This window comes from Alkalibacillus sp. S2W, assembly GCF_046764385.1.
GTDB classification, from domain to species: domain Bacteria; phylum Bacillota; class Bacilli; order Bacillales; family Alkalibacillaceae; genus Alkalibacillus; species Alkalibacillus almallahensis.
Genome location: NZ_CP177234.1, coordinates 2,186,083 through 2,206,071 on the forward strand (window position 1 = coordinate 2,186,083; position 19,989 = coordinate 2,206,071).

A 19,989-nucleotide genomic window follows, 5' to 3' on the forward strand; every position below is an offset into this window, starting at 1 on the left:
TCATCTCCTCACCGATTATTATGTTTGTAATGCTTTTGTAGCATATTGCCTTTCTTGTCTCACAGACGCGTAAAAAATAGCAGCAATTAAGACGCTTAATAACCAAAAAGCAAGCGTCATCGTATTGTTGAAAAATGCTATGTAAAATAAACCGCCATAAGCGCCACCGAGCATTGGTCCTAATCCAGGTACCCAGGCATAACCCCAATCAGACGTTCCTTTCCCTGGAATCGGCAAAAAGGTGTGAGCCAGTCTCGGTCCTAAATCACGCGCTGGATTAATCGCATAACCCGTCGTACCACCGAGCGACATACCAATCACCACAATTAACAAGCCGACAATGGCTGGATTCAATCCTTCTGTAAATTCATTCGCACCAATAAATAATATGCCCAAAACAAGCATGAAAGTCCCGATAATCTCACTCACTAAGTTCGATAATGGCATGCGAATCGCCGGGTCTGTTGCAAAAACTGCTAACTTGGCACCTTGATCATCCGTTTCACGCCAATGCGGCATATAGTGAAAATAGACTATGATAGCACCAATCACTGCGCCGATCATTTGGGCGACAATATAAAGTGGCACGTCATCCCAAGCAAAATCACCAGCCGATGCTAAACCAATCGTTACAGCTGGATTCAAATGAGCATCACTCACGGAACCGACTGCGTAGACGCCCATGGCAACACCTAAGCCCCAACCAATCGTTATAACGACCCAGCCGGCACCTTCCGCTTTTGTATTTTTCAATACGACGCCTCCTATAACACCCGCACCGAAAATAATTAAAATCATCGTGCCGATCAATTCACCCATGAATGCTGTCACATGATCTCCTCCTTATGTTATTCCTGTTTGTCATCGGTTTCAAACGTGTGACAGAACGTAATTCAACCATAAAAAAATCCACATGTAACTAAACTACCTCTTTACAAAGCAAATAGTTTAAATACATGTGGATCTCCATTACTCCGCCACGACATTATTAACTTATCTCATACTCTATCAAAGGGTGAAATCGCTGTCAAACATCGAAATCCCACAGTTCTCTAAGTGACGTCGATACTGCTGACACCCCTGCTTGACGGGCCAAATCGACGTCTTGTTGTTCACGAATTAAGCCGCCTGCAACAATACCGACAGCATCCGTTTGAAGCGCTTCATGCACATAAGCTATTACATGCGGCATAACACCTGGCAGTAACTCGACATAGTCAGGCTTTGTTTGTTTGATTAACTCTAGATTATGTTCAATCGCTTGGCTGTCAATTAAAAAGACCCGCTGAATGGTAATTAATTGATATTTTTTCGCTAATTGAATAATATTCGTCCGTGTCGAAATAATCCCGTCTGGTTTCACGTTATGGCCGATAAACTCCATACCATACTGATCGGTTTTTAATCCTTGAATCATATCGACGTGAATGATGACACGTTTTCCTGCTTGTTTTACTTTTTTGACGACTTGTTGAAGTGAGGATAGACGCGTCTCAAGTAGAATAATGACTTCGGTGTCACTGTCGATCAACCGGTCGATATCTTTCGGTTTTTTCACAGCTGGTAATACCGATTGCTTACTGAGCACGCCCATCACCTTCTTTCTTTATTTTTTCTTCGCGTTCTTCTTTCGTATAAATCAAATGCATCGGGTTGCCCCCGACGAATGCGCCAGCTGGTACATCTTCATGGACAAGCGTTGCTGCTGAAACAATCGCACCATCACCAATTGTCACACCTGGCAAAATCGTTGTGTTCGCTCCAATCATCACATCATCACCAATTTCAACGTCACCGAGACGATATTCATCAATGAGGTACTCATGCGCTAAAATCGTTGTGTTATAACCAATCACACAGTTTCGTCCAATCGAGATTTTTTCAGGAAACATGAGATCAGGCATAACCATTAAAGCCAGAGCTGATTCCCTTCCAATCGACATTCGTAAAAATGTACGGTAAAGCCAATTTTTCACACCTAACCATGGGGTGTAACGCCCCAATTGAATGGCGATGAAGTTCTTACACACTTTTAGAAATGAAACGGTTTTATACATCTGCCATAGTGAGTTTGCTTTCTTAACTGGATAGCGCGTTGTTTTGCGCATGGGCTTCACCCCTTTACGATATCGAGTAAATCACTCATATCATCTAAAATATAATCAGGATTGAACGATTTTACATAATCGTGTCCTTTAGCAGCCCAGCCAACAGCAGCCGTCTTGACACCAGCATTTTGGCCCGCTTCAATATCATGTGAATTATCGCCGATCATGATCGTTGATTCTACATCACCATTTAACGCACGCATTCCTCGAAGTACGGGATCAGCTGACGGCTTCGCTTCTTCAACATTATCGAGACCTATAATCACATCGAAAAATTTATCCAATCCTGTTAGTTCAAGCCCTTTTTGAGCCGAACTTTGAATTTTTGTCGTGACAATCGCCATTGGATAGCCATCTTCATGCAATTCACGAATTGCTTCATAAACGCCATCATACATTTTAATATAAGCATCATGATTCGATAAATTATGTTCACGATATGTCGCCATCAATTCATCGACCTGATTTGGATCAACCTTCTCCATCGTGTCACGTAAAGGTGGCCCAATAAACGGTAAGATTTCATCACGCGAATAATCGCGGTCTGTGTGTTTTTTTAACGTATAGCGAAAAGATTCGACGATAAGTTCATTCGAATCAATTAATGTGCCATCTAAATCAAATAATAAGGTTTTAATTGTCATGTTGGGACATCCTCTCTAACTGAATCCACTTGTTTATTTTTCTCAAGTCGGTTCCAAATATAAGCGACGAGCGCTGTTAACACAATGGCTGCTGTTAAACGAATGAGTAAGAGTGGCCAAACGGGTATACCGAGTGGAATAAACACAAGCGTATCCTCGACAACCGCGTGACACGTGACCAGAAAGATTAAGACGAGATACATATCTTTTTTCGAGACCCCATCTTCTTTAACGGCCTGAATCATCATGCCCGCACCATATGCTAATCCAATCGTCAGTCCAGCGACCAAAGTCATTGACGCATTACGTTGGACTCCGATTAAACGAGTCGCTGGCCCAATTTTATTCGACATCCAATCAAGCCATTTATTATCACGCAGCCACTGAATTCCGACCATAAGCGGAATGACAATGGCCGCCAACTGCACAATACTGAGTGCTGCGGTTTGAAAGGCGGTTAACGTAATATCGACCCATCCTGACGGTTCAGGTCCTTCATTCGATATAAGGCCGTATTGCGCTTGCTCACCGCCACCTTGCCAAAATAAGTTAATTAAGATAGCCGAAATGGTCGCTAAAAAGACGCGAACGCTCACAATCACCCAAAAGTTAACCCCCACTTTGGATGCGACAGCTGATTCGATAATCAAGTTGTGGGAAAAGGATAGCATGATGGCCAAAATAAAGACTTCTTTGACCGTGAAATCAAAACTAACAATAGCTCCAATCCCGGCGTATAAGTTAAGCAAATTTCCTAACACAATGGGCACAGCCGCTTCACCTGGTAACCCTAAAAATTTCATAACAGGTTCCAGCCAACTCATGAATAGCGGAAAAAGCGGTGTGTAACGTAAAATCATAACGATGACCGTAATTGGGAAGATGATTTTACTTAAAGCCCATGTGACAGAAAAGCCACTTTTAAAGCCGTTTTTTAATGTTTCTCCCAATATGGAAAACTCCCTTTTTTATTTCTTCTTTTTCTTATTCGACTTCTTCTTCGATTGTTGTTTATTTTGTGGTTTTGGATTGCCATGTTGATCCAATGGCGTACCATCGTATAAGACATTGTCATAACCATGTTTCCGGCGATAATATAGAACATAAAGACTGCCAACGATTAATAAAATCGAAATTAATTGAGCGACACGTAAATCGCCAACTAAGTATAAACTATCTGTTCGCATACCTTCAATAAAGAAACGTCCAAATGAATACCACATGACATAGGTTAAGAAAATCACTGCACGACGCGGGTTCACTTTATAGCGCAAGACAAGTAATAAGACGATGCCGAGTAAGCTCCACATCGATTCATATAAAAACGTCGGATGATGATAAAGCCCATCCACACACATATTATTCATGATCCAGTCCGGAATATATTGATGGAAGTTTTGATAAGCTGACTGAGAAATCGGTCCGCCGTAAGCTTCTTGATTCATGAAGTTACCCCAACGGCCAAGCATTTGTCCGAACAATATACTCGGAGCTGCAATATCCGTTACTTTCCAGAAAGACACATTCTTAATTTTCGTATAGAAATAAGCGACTAATACAGAAGCAATTAAAGCCCCGTGAATCGCCAATCCACCTTGACGAATATCAATGACTTCGATCAATGAATTATAGCTATCAAATTCAAAAGCCACATAATATAATCGTGCACCAACAATCGCTGCTGGAATCGCATAAACTAACAAATCAACGAAGAAATCCTTATGTAGATTCAGTCGTTTACCTTCTCGTGTCGCCATGATTAAACCAATAAGCGCGCCTAACATGATTAAAACGCCATACCAATAAATTGGAAAAGGCCCTAATTCAAGAAAGACACGATCATAGGGTTGTTGCGTACAAGCTTCGTACATAAATTAACGCTCCTTACTCTATTTCATTGTGATCCACATCAATAACGGAATTCAGGCGTTGTGAGAATTCTTCTGCTGTATTGACGCCCATACGTTTAAGTCGGAAATTCATTGCTGCGACTTCAATAATAACGGATAAGTTACGACCTGGCCTTACTGGAATAACCGATTTTGGTAAATCAACATCCATAATCTTCATCGTGTCTTCATCGAGCCCAAGTCGGTCATATTGCTTCTCTTCATCCCATAATTCTAAATGAGCAACCAAGGAAATTCGTTTAAAATTGCGAACAGCACCAGCACCAAATAAGGTCATGACGTTAATAATTCCTAGACCGCGAATTTCCAGTAAATGCTCGATTAAATTCGGGGGATTCCCAATTAGTGTATCATAATCTTCTTGGCGAATCTCAACGTTGTCATCTGCTACAAGTCGATGTCCTCGTTTGACCAATTCAAGTGCCGTTTCGCTTTTACCAATCCCACTATTACCTGTAATTAACACACCAACACCATATATATCGACCAAGACGCCATGCACAGCTGTTGTCGGTGCAAATTTCGTCTCTAAATAATTGGTTAATCGACTAATGACCTGTGTTGTCTTATGCAAAGAACGCATAACGGGGACACCTGCTGCATCAGCTGCTTCTATTAGGGTTTGGGGTACATCCATCGCACGGGTGATGACAATACCTGGTGTCACATCTGTGCACATTTTTTCCATACGATCTTGAACTTCTGCTTCTGTGAGATCATATAAAAATGACAGTTCCGTGCGCCCCATTAATTGTAGGCGTTCTTTCGGATAATGGGTGAAATAACCCGCCATTTCCATACCTGGTCGCGATATATCACTTGTCACGATTTCTCGGTGAATCCCGTCCTTTCCAGCAACGAGCTCCAACTCAAACCGTTCAATTAAATCTTGCGTTCGGACCTTCACAAACGTCAATCCTCCTCAAAAAACACTCTTCTATACAGTTTACCATATCGCTCGTTTTGAGAAATCCATTTTTACTTGAAGATTTTATGATTGTTTTGGTATTTATTAAGCTTTATTTAAGTCCGTTGTTGAATTGTGATCCGCTTTCGGTGGACGCTTTCCGCAGGCACGGCTCGAGCCTCCTCGGCCGAAAAGCGTGGCCTACGGGGTCTCGAGACTCGTGCTGTTCCTGCAGGAGTCGCCACCTTCGCTTCTCATAATTCAACAACTATGTGCTAAATCAATTAAAAATCAACTCTGAACTTTAAAATAGATATCTAATAAATCGACCGAGTTATGAGATAAATCCAGTCACTCAACCGTAATCCAAAATGAAATAGAAAAAATCACGGCCACGGCCGTGATTTTACTTAAACATTTGTTTCAATAGGTTTTGTAGTAAGCCGTTTAGGATCGAAATAATAATGGCTGCTAGGATTGCCCAGCCGAAGCCATCAATGACGAATCCATCACCAATTAACCATTGCGTGAGCATTAACGTCAGGGCGTTGATGACGAATAAAAACAATCCGAGTGTGACAAACGTAATCGGTAATGTGAAAAATACAAGGATTGGTCGGACGATCACATTTAAAATCGATAAGATTAGTCCCGCTAATAACGCCATTTCAAATCCATCAACTTGAAAAGCATCAATTAATTCAGATACGGCTAAAATGGCGACCGCATTGACGATAATTGCTATAAGCCAATTTTTTAACATCATGAAAACTCCCTTATGATTGCTTCACTTTAATTTGCCCCGTCTTCGTTGCCAATTGCACATCACAACGAGGCTCTTCGCTTTCTGAATGGAAAAACTGCGTTTGGCGTTTCGATTTTTGTTCACCAAGTTCTTGTATAGTCACATTATTTAAGCCAATATCAACACTATTCCAACTTGTATAAGCGCGACCATTCACACGTAAATCATCTGGGACATGTAATAAAATCGTACCTGTTGTCACGTTAAGATCAATACGCTTAGCATTTTCTTCATCGATTAACACTTTAGCAGTTCCTGTTACGACATCAACATCTAGTTCATCTGCTTTACCATCAAAGTGAACAGAGCCAACGACCGTTTCTAGTTTCGCCGTATCACAAGAGACGTCATCACATTTAACGGAACCATGTCGTGTGCCTAATTTTAGTTGATCTGCTTCATAGCCTTGTAATTTAACGCTTCCATTTATGGTCTGCACATTGGCTTCTTGGCTTTTGAGATCAAACAATTTCACTGAGCCACTAACCGTTTCAATCGACATTTGTTCATAAGTTGTCTCAGGTAAGTATACGGTCGCGTTCACATACATATCTTTACGACTTTGTTCAAGTGACAATTGATCGTCTTGTACCATGACATTGATCGCTTCATCAAAAACCTTCTGTGCTTCGTTCGCATCCATCTGATTAAACACTTTACCAGCCAGTTTCACTTTAATCACATGATCCTCAGAAGGTTGGACATTAATCGCACCATTTTGCCAACCGACTGATACATTTCTCACAGCGTGATCGTCAAAATGAAATAAACGGTTCACTTCTTTTGGATTCACCCGCTGAACCGCATCGCCAACAAATTGGCCTAAGCCCTCTGCTAATTGTTTCATATCACGTTTAAAACGTTTGCCGAAATTCGACGACTGTGATTGTTCTTCACTCGTTTGTTCATCAGCATTCTTCTGTTCACTATTTTCAAGCTCATTTAACATCTCATCGGCTTCTTCAGATGTTATATGACCTTCTTCTAATAGTTCTAATATTTTACGACGTGATGCACTCATCAGTTGAGCCTCCTTCAATCGATCATTTATAATATGCTCGTTCCCACTGATGAGCGAGCTGAAACCTATTTATGAATCAACCTGATCGACATCGACCTTGTAAAATGTTTCATAACGTAACCGTTGTAGGGCGCTTTCGTATTCACCAGTAAAATTAGAGCTCTCTTGCATTTTACGAAGCATACCTTCAGCTTGTGATTTATGTGATTTAATCGCTTCTAACTTCCGATCAAAAACAGATTCTGTGTCTAACACAATATCCGGCTCACCTAAGCTAGCTTCACGATCATTTGAAATCGCTGTTGCCCATACTTCTGGTCGCTTATCTTGATCCATCTGACGCACCGCTTCAAACGCGGCAGCACCCATGGCATTATGATCGGGATGAACCGCATAAGGTGGATAAAATGTAATCACAAGCGTTGCACCAGCATCTTCAATTCGCTGTTTCAAGTCTTCTGCCACTTCATATTTTGATTCAAATTCTAATGTTTTATCACGATAACCAAGCATAACCAAATCCATATCAAGGACATTGCAAGCATCGATTAGTTCTTGTTTACGAATCTCTGGTAATGTTTCACGGTTGGCGAAAAAAGGAGTTCCCATATTACGTCCCATTTCACCTAGAGTTCCACATAAATACTTAACTGGTACCCCTACATCGCGGAAATTTAATATCGTTCCTGAAGTACCAAATGATTCGTCATCAGGGTGTGGATATATAACGACTACTTGTTCGTGTTTTGCAAAATCGACCATTGTTTCTCCCTCCTACATCTTAAATGGTGATCGACTGATTTCTAATGCGACCATTAGCCGTCCTTCACCATCATGACCGGCCATTAAAAGTTGATCGTTTTCGTTCATTTCATAGTCTGTGATTCCTTCTGCGTAGATCCAGCCGTTTGTTTTTAAGCCAACACGGTAGGTGCCATCTGATTCGACAATCGTACCGCGCTCGTATGTGATCTCGGCATTGCGAATATAAGCCCCAACATTGTGGGCATTCGAGTCGAAGTGTTTCGCATAAGCGCCGTTTGTTGTTTCTAAATGGATATAAACGGGTTCATTCGCAAATTGATCGAGTAGTGTTTGGACGTGTTCCATATCAATGGCTTTCATAGTTAGCCTCCCTTATGTCGTTAACTGTTCTTTTGTTAATTCACGGTCGCGTTCAAGTACTGTTTTCAAATAGCGACCGGTGTGTGATGCCTCGATTTCAACGACTTCTTCCGGAGTTCCAGTAGCAATAATCTCACCACCGCCATCACCGCCTTCTGGGCCTAAGTCGATGATATGATCCGCTGTTTTAATTACGTTTAAATCATGTTCGATGATAATCACGCTATCACCATTTTCAACGAGGCGTTGTAAGACCATCAGTAATCGTCTAATATCATCGGTATGCAAACCAGTCGTTGGTTCATCTAAAATATAGAGCGACTTGCCATTCGTTCGGCGGTGTAATTCACTCGCTAGCTTCACACGTTGCGCCTCACCACCTGATAACGTCGTCGCTTGTTGACCAAGCTTCACATAACCAAGCCCAACATCATAAATCGTTTGTAATTTACGCTTGATCTTCGGGATATTTTCAAAGAATTCCAGTGCTTCTTCCACACGCATTTCAAGCACATCAGCAATATTTTTGCCTTTATACTTCACTTCTAAAGTCTCGCGATTATAGCGTTTACCGTGACAAACTTCACAAGGCACATACACATCTGGTAAAAAGTGCATTTCAATCTTTATAATCCCGTCACCTTTACAAGCTTCACAACGGCCGCCTTTGACGTTAAAACTGAAGCGACCTTTCTTGTAACCACGCATTTTCGCTTCACTCGTTTGCGCGAATACATCACGAATATCATCAAACACGCCGATATATGTGGCTGGATTCGAACGCGGTGTCCGGCCAATAGGCGATTGATCAATATCGATCACTTTCTCTAAATGATCTAGTCCATCGATCGCTTTATGAACGCCAGGTTTTGTTTTACCGCGGTGGAGCGTTTTCGATAATGTTTTATATAAAATATCATTAATTAACGTACTCTTGCCTGAACCTGAAACACCTGTTACCACGGTCATCAAACCAAGCGGAATCGACGCATCAATCGTTTTAAGATTATTTTCCGTTGCTTCACGAATCGTTAGCTGACGGTCTGAATTAATCGGACGCCGTTCACTCGGCAGAGGAATGAATTCTTTTCCGCTTAAATACTGACCCGTGAGCGATTCAGGCTGATCCATCACTTCTTGAGGCGTGCCGCTTGCGACGATCTCGCCACCTTGCGCGCCCGCACCTGGTCCGACATCAATTAAATAATCGGCTGATAACATCGTATCTTCATCGTGTTCGACGACAATTAATGTATTATCAAGGTCGCGCATCTGTTTCAGCGTTTCGATCAAGCGATCATTATCACGTTGATGCAACCCAATCGATGGCTCATCTAGCACATAAAGGACGCCGTTTAAAGCCGATCCAATTTGTGTCGCCAAACGAATTCGCTGGGCTTCACCGCCTGATAATGTGCCAGCGGAACGAGAAAGATTTAAGTACTCTAACCCGACATTAATTAAGAACGATAGGCGATCTTGAATCTCGCGCACGATCATGTCGGCAATTTTTCGGTCCTTTTCACTTAATGATAAATCTTTCACCCATGCTAAACTTTGCGTCACACTTAATTCTGTTACTTGACCAATGTGATTCTGAGAAAGCTTAACGGCAAGGGCTTCCTCGTTTAAACGATAACCATTACACGTCGGGCACGGTGATTGTGCCATATATTTCTCCATTTGTTCACGAATAAAGCTCGAACTCGATTCTTTATAACGACGCGCAACGTTATTTAAAACACCTTCAAAGAAAATCCAGTTTTCTCTAACTTGGCCGCGTTCGTTTTCATAACGGAAATAAATCTTCTCATCGCCACTGCCGTTCAAGACTTTTTCTAATTGCTCTTCAGGCAAGTCTTTAACAGGCGTATCCATATTAATGTCGTAATGCTCGCAAACAGATTGCAACAGTTGCGGATAATATTGCGTCGAAATCGGTTGCCACGGGGCAATCGCATGCTGATTGAATGATAAGTCCCAATCAGGGATGACCAATTCTAAGTCCACTTCAAGTTTTTGGCCAATGCCATCACATGTTTTACAAGCGCCCAACGGATTATTAAATGAAAATAGGCGTGGCTCTAGCTCTGTGATCGTAAAACCACATTCTGGACAAGCATGATTTTCATTAAATAAAAGGTCTTCCCCATCAATTAAATCCATAATGACTTGTCCTTCACTGATCGACAGTGCTGTTTCGATCGAATCACTCAACCGACCTTCAATGCCTTCTTTTATGACAATTCGATCAACCACAACTTCAATCGTATGCTTTTTATTCTTCTCAAGTTCTATTTCCTCGGAAATCTCGCGCATTTCACCATCAACACGCAAGCGAACATAGCCTTCTTTTTTCAAGTTTTCCATCAAACGCTTGTGTTCACCTTTTCGATCTGAAACGACAGGTGCTAACACTTGCATCTTCGTTCGTTCTTCTAGTGCCATCACTTGATCGACCATCTGTTCAACCGTTTGTGCCGAAATCTCTATGCCGTGAATGGGACAGATCGGCTGACCGACACGCGCGAACAATAAACGCAAGTAATCATATATCTCCGTAACCGTTCCGACAGTCGAACGCGGGTTGTGACTCGTCGTTTTTTGATCGATCGAAATGGCTGGTGATAACCCTTCAATCGCATCGACATCTGGTTTATCCATTTGCCCTAAGAATTGTCGAGCATAGGCTGATAACGACTCCACATAACGTCGCTGACCCTCCGCATAAATCGTATCAAACGCCAAAGATGACTTACCTGAACCAGACAAGCCAGTCATGACGATAAATTGATTTTTCGGTATGGTTACATCAATGTCTTTTAAATTGTGTGCTCTAGCACCTTTTACCGTAATAGATTTCAAATCGTTCACCCCTCCGCTTTTAACTCAAGCATGGCATCACGTAATTCCATTGCACGCTCGAAATCAAGATCTTTAGCTGCTTGCTTCATTTCCGTTTCAAGCTGATCGATCATTTCGGCCTTTTCGTCTTTCGATAAATTCTTATATTGTTCAGCAACGCTTGTGCTTTCACCTTCATCTTCACTATCATACGTCGCCTTAATCACATCACGGATTTCTTTCTTGATTGTCGTTGGCGTAATATCGTGTTCCTCATTATAAGCGATCTGTTTTTCACGTCGGCGGTACGTTTCATCGATCGCCACTTGCATTGAATCTGTCCTTTTATCCGCATACATAATGACTCGTCCATCTGCGTTACGTGCTGCGCGACCCGTTGTCTGAATAAGTGACCGTTCTGAACGGAGGAAACCTTCTTTATCCGCATCTAAAATCGCGACTAGTGACACTTCTGGTATATCAAGTCCCTCACGTAACAAGTTAATGCCGACTAAGACGTCATATTTACCTAACCTGAGATCACGAATAATCTCAATTCGCTCCAGCGTTTTAATCTCAGAATGTAAGTAAGCGACTTTTATCCCCATTTCCTGAAGATAGTTCGTTAAATCCTCAGACATTTTGATGGTTAGTGTCGTTACTAAGACACGCTCATCTCGCTCAGACCGTTTATTAATTTCTCCGATGAGGTCATCAATCTGCCCTTTAATCGGACGAACCTCAATTTCCGGATCAAGCAAGCCTGTCGGACGAATAATTTGTTCAACCATTTGTGGTGAATGTTCGCGTTCATAAGGACCAGGTGTCGCCGAAACATAAATGCCGTAATTAATATGCTTTTCAAACTCTTGAAACGTTAACGGACGGTTGTCCATCGCAGACGGCAAACGGAAGCCATGATCGACTAGCGTCTGCTTACGCGCTTGGTCACCATTAAACATCCCACGAACTTGTGGTAATGTAACGTGAGACTCGTCCACCACGATCAGTGAATCATCTGGAAAATAATCGAGTAATGTATAAGGAGTCGAACCAGGCTCACGGAACGATAAATGACGTGAATAGTTTTCAATACCTGAGCAGAATCCCATTTCGCGCATCATTTCCAAGTCATAATTCGTGCGTTGCTCTAGACGCTGCGCTTCAAGTAATTGATCATTCGCTTTGAAATGGGCTAGCTGTTCTTGAAGTTCTTGTTCAATATTTTTAATTGCTTTTTTCATCTTTTCTTCACGTGTGACGAAGTGTGACGCTGGGAAGATCGCAACATGATCACGATCGCCAAGAATTTCACCTGTTAACGCATCCACTTCACGAATTCGATCAATTTCATCACCGAAAAATTCGATTCGGATACAATGCTCTTCCCTTGATGCTGGGATAATCTCGACTGAATCGCCTCTAACCCGAAATGTCCCACGCTGAAAGTCAATATCATTACGCGCATACTGGATATCAACTAATTCACGCAACACTTGATCACGCTCTTTTTCCATCCCTGTTCGTAAAGACAAGACAAGCTCGCGGTATTCCGTTGGTGAACCTAAACCATAGATACATGACACACTCGCCACGATCAAGACGTCATTCCGTTCGAATAAAGCTGATGTCGCCGAGTGTCTTAACTTATCAATTTCGTCATTAATGCTCGCATCCTTTTCAATATATGTATCGGAATGCGGCACATAAGCTTCAGGCTGATAGTAGTCATAATAACTGACAAAATACTCGACAGCATTATTAGGGAAAAACTCTTTAAATTCACTATATAATTGACCAGCAAGCGTCTTATTGTGGGCAATGACGATGGTTGGTCGATTAATTTCTGTAACCACATTGGATACAGTAAACGTTTTACCTGTCCCAGTAGCACCGAGTAATGTTTGGTGTTGCTTACCTTCACGCACACCATTCACAAGCTCCTTAATTGCTTGCGGCTGATCACCTTGAGGTTCAAATTGCGACTCTAATTGAAATGCTTCCGCCACATCATCAACTCCAGTTTAAGAAAAGTTTCTATTTACATATTGCATGATCATTTATTGTTGTTGCATAGATTTTGTATACGTTGTGTCAAAATCTTAATTGCTTGCGCCAAAGGGCATTGGTGTTGCATCAAATTTTAAATAGCTTGCTTCAGATTTTGATAGTCTTGCTTCAAAATCATGTCTGCTTGCACCAAATTTCGTTATAGTTGCACCAAACACACAATTTATATAATCATTTCCAGTATAACACAGACGAACACCCGTTTGTATAGATGCCCGAAAAACACAGTCATATCATAAGCATATTTTGTCATTGGATTGATTGCAAAGAATATGATTGTACACGGGCTTTGTCCAATTAAAAAAGAAAATCTCATTCTGCTTTAAGCAAAATGAGATTCTCCTATCTATTCCATTGTTAATGTTTCTGTCGTTTGTAGTGTGAATCTTGGACGTTCTTTTACAAAGATGAAGCCAAGTTGATGATCTTCACCTTCATGAATAGGGCGTTGGACGAATTTCGTTTCACCGTTAAGGTCTTGAACATTCAATTTGCAATAGGAACGATTTTCACTCATAACATCGTAAAATTCATGTTCATTCTGCACGGGCACATCATGTACGCGTTCTATTTTCTCGCCAACAACTACATCCAATTCATCTGCTGGTGACCCTGGTATTATACCAGCAATCGTAATACCATCTGGTTCAGGACGAAAGATTGGACGTCGTTCGCGGTCAAAGAAGCGAATCATTAGACTGATGAAAGCACGTGCCACAACAGCAAAACCTGCAACTGAAATCAGTACATACGGAACTGACATCAGTGGAACGAACACACCAGCTAATATAATCATTAATAACAAGACACTCAAGCCAATTCGCTTAGCGCCCTGTTCACTGAACACACCGCGGAACATTTGAGAAAATCCAATGATATATGGAAACAGCACGAACTGGATATTGACTGAATCCATCGCAAACATCGGCCACCAGGCAAATGCGTCACTCAATACTAATGTTCCACCTGGTAGCGGAAATAGTAACGGAACTAGCATTAACCGACTCGCTCGATGGGCTATAACATTTTTTCCTCGGTCACCTGACTGTAATTGCGGAAAAGTTAACGCCCGTTTTGTCGTCATGACTAAAATCACTTCGGCCAATAATAATGCTAGTAAAACGTAAACCATTGCATCTAAGGGCACTTGATATAAGCCTTCGCTAATCGATTCGTTCCAAACGACCACTTCAAATTGTTGTAACAACCATACCGTTACGATTGTTACACCGAGCGTATAGGCAGGGGATAATAGAGCTAATTGTCCTGTTAACGTCATCACAAGTGTGACAATCGTTAACAATAATAGCCACTCCCACGTCACAACAACTCCAACTAAAACGAGTCCAATTGACACCAACAAACCTAACCCAAGTCCAAGCAACCACGTCCCACGCCATTCTGCATGTAGTGGAAAAATACGATGTCCAAACTGCTGGCGATCACGTTTAATCCGTAAATTTCCTAATAAAAATGACAACACAATTACTATATAAAGTAGTGGCTGTGCAAAAAACCAAGCTATCCCTAGTCCAATTTCAGTTAACCATGTTTGCCACATCTTAATCCCCCCTTATACGACATCTTAATCACGTTTATTTTTCGTTATCTTAATGAGAATTCCTGCTTGATGATCTTAAACAGCCTGATTGTCCTAACTCATCTAGGTAAAAAAGATGACCCACACTGGAGTCATCTTTAACTTTTACTCATATAATGCTTCAATCGCACGTTGCAACTGAACATCATTGTCAGGATTTGAGACGGCATCTAAGATTTGTTCTTCGAGTATGCGCTCTGTTTCATCATTAAGAGCTCCCGTGACATCTAAACTGTTTTCCTCTTGGAAGTTCTCTACGGCTGATTCTGTACTACGGTCAAAGTAACCATCTGTCCGAGAAACCTCATAACCTAAACCATCAAGCATCTGTTGAAGTTTCTCAACCCCATCACCAGTCATGTCATACTCAAGCGTATCGTCTGATTGAATTAAAGTAGAATAGAAATATTCTGGTTGAGGTTGTTCAATCGTTGGGTCAACACCTTGATCTTGAATACGATTACCATCTGGTGTGATCCAATCATAAACCGTTAGCTTCAGCATACCATCACCTAACGGCATTGTTTGTTGGACTGTCCCTTTACCAAAGGTTGTTTCACCGATTAATTCGTAACCGTTCACTTCATTTAATGCTGCTGCTAGAATTTCAGAAGCACTCGCACTACCCCGATTAATCACAACTGAGATTGGATAATCTTTCTTCTCGCCACCGTCAACGTAATAAGGATCTCGTTCACTATCATGACGTTTTGTATAAACAAACGGATTCTCATCTGTCATGAAATGCGATAACATTTGTTGAACCGCATTAAATAAACCGCCTGGATTCCCTCTTACATCTAAGACTAATCCATCAATGTTCTCGTCTTCTTCTAAGTATGTTAATTCTTCTTCAAATTCTTTTGCTGTTCCTTCACCGAATGACGTGATTTCTAACACGCCAACAGTATTACCCTCATATTCTTGAACACTAGAGGTAACTGTTTCTAATGGAATTTCATCACGAGTGATTGTAACATCAAACGTCTCTTCTTCACCAGGACGTTGAATGGTTAATACAACATCGGTCCCTTTTTCGCCGCGAATAATTTGAACAGCTTCATTAACCGATTGATCTTCAACTGATTCACCATCTACAGCTAAAATCCGATCATTGGGTCTGATCCCAGCTTCTTCAGCGGGTGAGTCAGCGATTGGCGAAACAACTGTAATATAACCATCACGTTGAGTCACCTCAGCACCAATTCCCTCAAATGAAGATTCAAGCGATTGATTAAACTGCTCGGTCATGTCTTCGTTCATATACTCACTAAAGGGATCGTCTAATGCACTTACAACCCCTTGTAGTGCTCCTTCATATAAGGTTTCCTCATCGACTTCTTTAAGGTAATATTCTTCGATTGATTGGACTAAATTATCGATTTGCGATAATTCCTGTGGCATGTCACCATTTTGCTCTGACTGGTTGTTATCCGATTCCGACGACTGTTCTTCATCGGATTCACCATTAGATGATTGACCGTCTTCATTCGAAGCGCTTTGCTCCTCAGTTGATTTATCATCAGCTACAACCGAAACAACTGTTGCCGAAATAGCGCCTCCGACCAAAAAGGCTGCCACGATTACTAGGATTAAAAACTTTCGACTTATGTTCAATTCTTTCACCACTTTTCGTTAAATCGATCACTAAAACCACGGCCATCGTCAGTATCGACGGACTATTATTTCATTATAACATAAAAGCATCACACATAAGGTGCGATGCTTTTAAAATTAAAAAGTGTCTTAATCGATATTGTGTGTATAGTCGTTATCTTTTAAAAACTAAAGTATTGAAGCGGGTTGATTGCATTCCTTTTATCCCCTTGCCAACTACCATTGTGCACTTCAAAATGCAAATGTGGACCACTTGAACTACCTGTACTTCCCATGTTACCAATTTGTTGACCACGTTCAACAGTATCACCAACACTCACATGAACCCTTGACATATGTGCGTAAACAGTATCATATGACTTACCATCAATATAATGGGTCATATAAACAACATTACCATAACCGCCCCCACACTCTATATCTCCTCTAACGCAACCAGACTCTACTCGATATACCTTACCACTAGCAGCTGCGTAGATAGGTGTAGTTTTATTGTAACTACCAGCGTCAATGCCATAATGTGTGCCGCCACGTGTACCGAAGCTATCTGTTAAATAACCGTTCATTGGACGCATGAACTTACTGCCAGTATCTGCTGGTGTAGTCCCACCGCCTGAATTACTTGAAGCACTTGAATCATTGGAATTGTCTTCGGCTTCAGCCTCACGCTGACGTTGACGTTCACGTTCACGTTGTCTCTTTCGTTCTTTGGCTTCTTCTTTCGCTTGAGCCAATGCTGCTTCACGATTGCTTAGTATTTCTTGCTCTTCAGCTAGTGACATTTTATGATCGTGCATTTCTTCCTGCTCTTCTTCTAAGTTCGCTAAAATGACTTCTTGTTCTTCTTTACGTTCATCCAAGTTCGCCACTAGTTGATCTAGTTCGTCTTTTTGCTTCACAAGTGTTGCACGCTTTGATTCCATTGCTTGCTTATTTTGTTCCACAGTCTTTTTGTTTTCTTCGACCTGTGCTTTTGATTCTTCAACTTCTGTCATAGTTTCTTCTAGCTTCTTCTTATCAGCAAAATGCTCGTCCAAGATATTTTGGTCTTGATCCATCACTTTGCTAACAGCTGAGGAACGACTAATCAAGTCACCGAAATCACTAGCACCCATTAGAACTTCTATGTATCGAACCGAGCCGCCATTTTTCTGTAATGTGCGGAGCCGATCCTTTAAGACAACCTCGCGTTCTTCAATCCGCTTTTTCGTTGCTTTAATCTCTTCTTCTAATTGTTTGATTTCAGCTTCTAGTTCTTTAATTTCATTCTCAAGTTTCTTAATTTCAGTTTCTAGCTGACGAATTTCAGTTTCTGTTTGCTCAATACTTAATTCTTTTTCACGAATTTCAAGTTCAGCTTGTTCAATTTCGTTATTGATTTGAGCTAATTCGTCTTCAGTTTCAGATTTCTCTGATTCTAGCTCTTCTAACTGACTTTGTAGATTTTCTAGTTCACTATTAATCTCTTTCTTATTTTCTTCAACTTCTTTTAAATCTTCTTCAATTTCGTCTACTGAATCATTGGCTTCAGCCGTAGTTGTTCCTGACCATACCGTCACGCCAGCAATTACGACTGTTAAAGTCAAAAAGGCCAACCATTTTTTCATCAACATCGTTTCTCCCCTTTATATTTTTTGGATTGGTAGAATAATCAATTATTAGATACGTAAGAATTTACGGACACTCATGACACTTCCCCAAATGCCGATGAAGGCTCCAATTCCAAGTAACATTAATGATAACTGCCATGCAAATGGATTCCATGGTAGCAACTCAATAAATTCAAAGTTTAAGCGGTCATTTAGATTAACATATAAGAAATGATAACCTACTAAAACAGCTGTAACTGGAATAATAGATCCGATCACACCCGTTAATAATCCTTCAACGAAGAACGGACCACGAATAAAACTATTTTTCGCGCCTACTAAACGCATAATACCAATCTCTTCACTACGTGCATTGATTGTCATCTTAATCGTATTCGAAATAAGGAATATCGCAGTTAATAATAAAGCAGCAATGAAGCCTATCCCTATATAACGAGCATATTGATTGAACTGTAATAAACGGTCAACCGTTGCACTACCATATTCAACACTTTCTACTTTATCAATTTGTCCAATTTGATCTGCGACTGGTGATAAATCTTCAGCCTCTTCTGTTTGAATCACAAAAACGTGATTGAGTGGATTATCCTGTTCAAAGAGTTCCCAAGATTCACCCTCTTCGCCGAGATCGTCAATTAAGTTTTCTAACTCTTCTTCTTTAGAAGAAAATTGATAACTTGTAACTTGAGAGATTCCTTCGATTTCATTACCAATTGATTCAACTTCTTCATCACTTGTATTCAATTCTAAAAACGCTCGAATTTCAGCGTCAGATTCAATGTTTTCAGCTACTTGGTTTAAGTTTAGAATTAAAATCAAAAAGGCTGCGACTAACACTAATGTCGTTGTTACGGCGCCAACAGCCGCAACCGTCATCCAACTATTTCGTATTAAATTCTTTGCTCCTTCTCTTACGTGTCTTCTCAATGTACTAATCTTCATAGCCGTATTCTCCTCGATGCTCATCTCTGACAACTTGTCCATTTTCCATCGCAATCACACGTTTACGGATTGTATTCACAATCTCACGGCTGTGCGTTGCCATAATGACCGTTGTACCTGTGTCGTTGACTTCTTCAAAAATACGCATAATCTCCCATGATGTATCTGGGTCTAAGTTACCAGTCGGCTCGTCCGCGATTACAACTTTAGGATTGTTTACAATGGCTCTCGCGATCGCGACACGCTGTTGTTCACCACCTGACAATTGCGCTGGAATAAATCGAGCTTTATGCTTTAACCCCACTTTATCTAAAACTTCCATCACGCGACGACGAATCTTGCGTGGATTCTCTTCAATCACTTCAAGCGCGAAAGCAACATTTTCATAAGCTGTCATCTTGGGTAAAAGCTTAAAGTCTTGATAGATAACGCCAATACTTCGACGTAAATACGGAACCTGTCGCTTTTTGATGCTGCCTATATCGACATGATTTATTTGAACTTTTCCGTCCGATGGCACTTCTTCATGGTACATTAATTTAATAAATGACGACTTACCAGCACCACTTTGGCCAACAACGTAAACAAACTCACCGTCTTCAATCTTGGTCGTAACACCACTTAAAGCTGTTACGCCATTATCGTAAACTTTATGTACATTCTCCATTTCAATCATACTATTTCACCATGTTCCCCCCGTTGCCTTAATAAGCAACTCTAATAATTTTTCTATTGAATAAACGATTACCAAATGACTGAATCGATCAGTGTCTGATTGGTAAACCT

General features: G+C 41.0%; 18 protein-coding genes. All 18 read right to left on the reverse strand.

All coding sequences use genetic code 11. The annotated features are described in order from the left end of the window. Window positions 1–18 precede the first annotated feature (18 nt). On the reverse strand, window positions 19–831 hold the full coding sequence (locus ACKXGF_RS11525; protein ID WP_411953862.1) for an MIP/aquaporin family protein: 813 nt from the start codon (window positions 829–831) through the stop codon (window positions 19–21). 196 nt (window positions 832–1,027) lie between these two features. Beyond that, window positions 1,028–1,588, reverse strand: a complete 561-nt coding sequence (locus tag ACKXGF_RS11530) for a glycerol-3-phosphate responsive antiterminator (protein WP_411953863.1) — start codon at window positions 1,586–1,588, stop codon at window positions 1,028–1,030. After that, entirely contained in the window at window positions 1,578–2,108 is a 531-nt protein-coding gene (locus ACKXGF_RS11535; protein ID WP_411953864.1) for an acyltransferase, read from the reverse strand. Before ACKXGF_RS11535 ends, ACKXGF_RS11530 begins: the two co-directional genes overlap by 11 nt. A gap of 5 nt (window positions 2,109–2,113) precedes the next feature. Beyond that, window positions 2,114–2,752 (reverse strand): pyrophosphatase PpaX, encoded by a 639-nt coding sequence (gene ppaX / locus ACKXGF_RS11540; protein ID WP_411953865.1) that lies wholly within the window; start codon window positions 2,750–2,752, stop codon window positions 2,114–2,116. Further along, window positions 2,749–3,702: a nucleoside recognition domain-containing protein gene (locus ACKXGF_RS11545; RefSeq protein ID WP_411953866.1), complete on the reverse strand. Its 954-nt coding sequence runs from the start codon at window positions 3,700–3,702 to the stop codon at window positions 2,749–2,751. The genes ppaX and ACKXGF_RS11545 overlap by 4 nt, the downstream gene beginning before the upstream one ends. A gap of 18 nt (window positions 3,703–3,720) precedes the next feature. Further along, window positions 3,721–4,623: a prolipoprotein diacylglyceryl transferase gene (gene lgt / locus ACKXGF_RS11550; RefSeq protein WP_411953867.1), complete on the reverse strand. Its 903-nt coding sequence runs from the start codon at window positions 4,621–4,623 to the stop codon at window positions 3,721–3,723. Between the two features lie 13 nt (window positions 4,624–4,636). Beyond that, window positions 4,637–5,569, reverse strand: coding sequence for an HPr(Ser) kinase/phosphatase (hprK, locus tag ACKXGF_RS11555; protein ID WP_411953868.1), 933 nt, complete (start codon window positions 5,567–5,569; stop codon window positions 4,637–4,639). A gap of 406 nt (window positions 5,570–5,975) precedes the next feature. Beyond that, window positions 5,976–6,332, reverse strand: coding sequence for a phage holin family protein (locus ACKXGF_RS11560; protein ID WP_411953869.1), 357 nt, complete (start codon window positions 6,330–6,332; stop codon window positions 5,976–5,978). A 13-nt stretch (window positions 6,333–6,345) separates the two neighbouring features. Then, complete coding sequence (locus ACKXGF_RS11565; protein WP_411953870.1) at window positions 6,346–7,395, reverse strand: DUF4097 family beta strand repeat-containing protein; 1,050 nt, start codon at window positions 7,393–7,395, stop codon at window positions 6,346–6,348. Window positions 7,396–7,464: 69 nt separating this feature from the next. Continuing rightward, a complete protein-coding gene (gene bshB2, locus ACKXGF_RS11570; RefSeq protein WP_411953871.1) occupies window positions 7,465–8,157 on the reverse strand; it encodes a bacillithiol biosynthesis deacetylase BshB2 in 693 nt (230 codons plus the stop codon). Window positions 8,158–8,169: 12 nt separating this feature from the next. Further along, window positions 8,170–8,520 (reverse strand): YojF family protein, encoded by a 351-nt coding sequence (locus ACKXGF_RS11575; protein WP_411953872.1) that lies wholly within the window; start codon window positions 8,518–8,520, stop codon window positions 8,170–8,172. A 12-nt stretch (window positions 8,521–8,532) separates the two neighbouring features. Continuing rightward, window positions 8,533–11,385 (reverse strand): excinuclease ABC subunit UvrA, encoded by a 2,853-nt coding sequence (uvrA, locus tag ACKXGF_RS11580; protein ID WP_411953873.1) that lies wholly within the window; start codon window positions 11,383–11,385, stop codon window positions 8,533–8,535. A 5-nt stretch (window positions 11,386–11,390) separates the two neighbouring features. Continuing rightward, the gene (gene uvrB, locus ACKXGF_RS11585) at window positions 11,391–13,373 is read right to left on the reverse strand and encodes an excinuclease ABC subunit UvrB (RefSeq protein ID WP_411953874.1); all 1,983 of its coding nucleotides are present in this window, start codon (window positions 13,371–13,373) and stop codon (window positions 11,391–11,393) included. Window positions 13,374–13,780: 407 nt separating this feature from the next. After that, window positions 13,781–14,995, reverse strand: coding sequence for a hypothetical protein (locus tag ACKXGF_RS11590; RefSeq protein ID WP_411953875.1), 1,215 nt, complete (start codon window positions 14,993–14,995; stop codon window positions 13,781–13,783). Between the two features lie 144 nt (window positions 14,996–15,139). After that, the gene (locus ACKXGF_RS11595; protein ID WP_411953876.1) at window positions 15,140–16,651 is read right to left on the reverse strand and encodes a S41 family peptidase; all 1,512 of its coding nucleotides are present in this window, start codon (window positions 16,649–16,651) and stop codon (window positions 15,140–15,142) included. 161 nt (window positions 16,652–16,812) lie between these two features. Then, complete coding sequence (locus ACKXGF_RS11600; RefSeq protein ID WP_411953877.1) at window positions 16,813–18,264, reverse strand: murein hydrolase activator EnvC family protein; 1,452 nt, start codon at window positions 18,262–18,264, stop codon at window positions 16,813–16,815. A gap of 45 nt (window positions 18,265–18,309) precedes the next feature. Beyond that, window positions 18,310–19,203 (reverse strand): permease-like cell division protein FtsX, encoded by an 894-nt coding sequence (gene ftsX / locus ACKXGF_RS11605; RefSeq protein ID WP_411953878.1) that lies wholly within the window; start codon window positions 19,201–19,203, stop codon window positions 18,310–18,312. Then, window positions 19,193–19,879, reverse strand: coding sequence for a cell division ATP-binding protein FtsE (ftsE, locus tag ACKXGF_RS11610; RefSeq protein ID WP_167262619.1), 687 nt, complete (start codon window positions 19,877–19,879; stop codon window positions 19,193–19,195). Before ftsE ends, ftsX begins: the two co-directional genes overlap by 11 nt. Window positions 19,880–19,989 lie beyond the last annotated feature (110 nt).